We start from the raw sequence: 3,541 nt of genomic DNA, 5'->3' as shown, positions 1-3,541 counted from the left end.
GGTATCCTTAGAGCTTGATGAAATACTATCATTATCTGATAGAATAGCTGTAATGTATGATGGTAAAGTATTAGATACACTAAAGCGAGAAGACGCCACAGAGATAAAACTCGGTATACTTATGGCTGGTGGTACTCTTAATGAAACACCGGAAGGAGTTAAAGAAAATGGATAAAGTTAAAAACAAAGATATTAAATTTATGAGTATATTAATGAGGGCCCTTAAACCCCTTGTATATCCTTTCTTTGCTATAATCGTTTCCATATTTGTGGCTGTGTTCTTTGTAATGTGGGCAAAAGGATATTCTATATTGCAGTATTTTTCAGCTCTAGGTGATTTATTTGGACTTATATATAAAGGCGGGTTTGGAAATCCGAGAGTAACATTTGTTACTATTTCAGAAGTTACACCATTAATATTTACAGGAGTTGCCAATGCTGTAGCATTTAAATGTGGATTATTTAATATTGGTGTTGCTGGTCAATTTATACTTGGAATGCTAGGAGCGGCTTTTATAGGAACTATCCCAGGACTCAATCCAGTAATTCATATAGTTTTAATGATTTTTGCAGGTTTTGTAACCGGTGGGCTATGGGGAGCTATCCCAGGGTATTTAAAGGCTAAAGTAGGTACTCATGAAGTTATTAATACAATTATGATGAATTATATAGCCATGGCAGTGGCTAACTTCTTTATATTAAGAACTAGCTTTGGAGTGGAAGGTAAATCAGGTACTGCAATTATACAAGAGAGTGCACAACTTCCTAGGTTTGTTTCTGGTAGTGGAGCGAATATTAGTATATTTCTTGCTATAGCAGTAGCTATATTTATATTTTGGTTATTATGGAAAACTACTGTTGGGTACGAAATAAGAGCAGTTGGTATAAATCCTCATGCTGCAGAATATGGTGGAATAAATGTAGCAAGAAACACTGTACTTGCAATGGTGATTTCTGGTGGAATAGCAGGAATTGGTGGGGCCACACAGGTTTCAGGTGTTCTTCACAATGTGAAAAACTTTATGGCACTTCCATCTTATGGGTTTGATGGAATTGCGGTTGCACTGCTTGCTAAGAGCAATCCTATTGGTTGTATAGCCTCAGCGCTATTATTCGGAACCTTAAATAGTAGTGCTAGAACTCTTCAATTAAATGGAATACCAAAAGACATAGTTTATTTAATCCAAGCTATAATTATTATATTTGTTGCTACAGATTATATTGTTAAATACTTCTCGGAAAAGAAAAATAAGGGGGCGATTACAAATGAGTAGTGTTATTTTAATAAATTTGCTTGGGCAAACTTTAAGAATAGCAACACCTCTAATTTTTGCTGCACTGGGTGGTATATTTTCTGAAAAATCTGGTGTAGTTAATATAGGTCTGGAAGGTATGATGGTAATAGGTGCTTTCTTTAGTATATGGGGAAGTTATGTCACTGGAAGCCCAGTAATAGGGATACTTTTTGGCGTGGTAGCTGGTGGGGTTTTGGGTTTAATACATGCAGTTCTCAGCATACATTTGCGCGCAGATCAAGTAATCTCAGGTACAGCCATAAATCTTTTTGCTACGGCCCTTGCTAGCTTTTTAATATTTAAGCTATTTGATGGTAAAGGTGGTCAAACAGATATAGTAACAGGGCTTTCCTATAATATACCAGATTGGATTAAAAACATACCAATAGTAGGCAAATTCATAGGCCAGTTAAACTGGTTTGTTATATTGGCAATTATATTAGTATTGGTGTCAAACTATGTGCTATATAAAACACCTTTAGGACTTCGAATTAGAGCCGTAGGAGAACATCCAAAGGCTGCTGACACTTTAGGAATAAATGTTTATAAAATAAGATATTTATGTGTTATTTTATCAGGAATGCTTGCGGGACTTGGTGGAGCGGCATTATCCCTTGGAATAACTCCGCTTTACAGAGAAGGAATGGTTGCAGGTCGTGGATTTATTGCCTTAGCTGCTGTTATTTTTGGTAATTGGAACCCTTTTGGAGCCTTCGGAGCGTGTTTATTATTTGCTTTTGGTTCAGCATTTAATATTTTTGCGCAAGGACTTAGTTGGAATTTACCTACGGAAGTATATGATGTTATTCCATATGTACTCACAATGCTTGCACTAGCAGGATTCGTTGGAAAAACGACAGGACCTCTAGCAAGTGGCAAGCCATATGATAAAGGATCAAGATAATATTTTAAAAATAAAGAATCTCAGCATATATTTTCTGCTATGGCAGGAGAGTATGCAGAGATTTTTTATTTGAATTCGCTTAATGCATAATCTATATTTATATCCTGCGCTATGCTATAATAATTATAATGGAAATGTGTATGAAAATAAATAACAAGCAAAAGATATTAAAGTTCAAAGTTGTTATTTCTTTAAATGCGCCATAGATGAGGTGATAGATAAAATGAATATTAATTTTGGTCTCAATTTGATTCAAGAACAAAAATTAATAATGACACAAGAAATGCAGATGTCTGTTAAACTTCTTCAAATGTCCGCATATGAGCTGGGGCAATATGTGAATAAAGAGATGCAGGAGAATCCAGTTCTTGAGGAAAAAGATTTGCGAAATAATAAAAGTAATAACAATGATGTAAATGATTATAAAGAAATAATTAAATACCTTGGGAAAGATGATTACAAGATAAAAAATTATGCTACAAAGACGGAAAATGAAGAAGTTTCTCCTTTTTATTATATTGCGCAGGAAAAATCTCTTAAAGATTATCTTGTGGAGCAAATAGGCGTATTAACTGAAAAACGTGAAATTTTAGATATATGTAAATACATGGTTGAGAACTTAGATAGTAAAGGATACTTAGCTGTAAACTTATCGGATATATGCAAGGAACTTGCAATATCAAATGAAAATGCGGAAATTGCACTTAAAATTTTTCAATCTTTAGAGCCAGAAGGAATTGGAGCAAGGAATCTGAAAGAATGTTTAGAAATTCAATTGATTAGCCTTGGTATAAATGAAGAAAATATATATAAAATAATAAATAATTATTTGGAGTTATTAGCAGAAAATAAATATAATGTTATAGCTAAAGAACTAAAAGTTACGATTTCTGAGGTCCAAAAATATTGTGATATAATAAAAAAATTAGAGCCTAAGCCATCTAGAGGATTTTATACTGGTGAGACTGTTAAATATATTGTGCCTGATGCATACATTAATAAGATTGATGATCAATATTTTATTTCTATGAATGAAGATGTACTACCTAAACTGAATATAAATAGTTTGTATAAGGAAATAATTCAAAATGACAAAGACATAGAAGCCGTAGAATACGTGAAAGAAAAGCTCAATAGTGCAATGTTTCTTATCAAAAGTATTGAACAAAGAAAGAATACTGTGTATAGAGTTTTGGAAGAGATTTTGGTAGTTCAAAAGGAATATTTCGATAGTGGTGAAGAATACCTAAAACCAATGACACTTAAGAAAATTGCTAATCATTTAGAAATGCATGAATCTACTATAAGTCGTGCAATTAGAGAAAAATATGTTAGTGTAAAT

General features: G+C 33.1%; 3 protein-coding genes and 1 pseudogene. All 4 read left to right on the top strand.

The window, feature by feature from the left end; translation table 11 throughout:
• A pseudogene (locus JJE11_RS16670) lies at positions 1-175 on the top strand (ABC transporter ATP-binding protein); the annotation flags it as partial.
• A complete protein-coding gene (locus JJE11_RS16665) occupies positions 168-1,274 on the top strand; it encodes an ABC transporter permease (protein ID WP_291637644.1) in 1,107 nt (368 codons plus the stop codon). The pseudogene JJE11_RS16670 and the gene JJE11_RS16665, both read left to right, overlap by 8 nt.
• Entirely contained in the window at positions 1,267-2,199 is a 933-nt protein-coding gene (locus JJE11_RS16660; RefSeq protein WP_291637642.1) for an ABC transporter permease, read from the top strand. The genes JJE11_RS16665 and JJE11_RS16660 overlap by 8 nt, the downstream gene beginning before the upstream one ends.
• Positions 2,200-2,422: 223 nt before the next feature.
• On the top strand, positions 2,423-3,541 hold a 1,119-nt coding region (gene rpoN / locus JJE11_RS16655), incomplete at its 3' end, for an RNA polymerase factor sigma-54 (RefSeq protein WP_291637640.1).

The organism is Clostridium sp. (assembly GCF_016650095.1).
Classification (GTDB): Bacteria; Bacillota; Clostridia; order Clostridiales; family Clostridiaceae; genus Clostridium_AD.
This window is presented reverse-complemented; position numbering and strand designations above follow the sequence as displayed.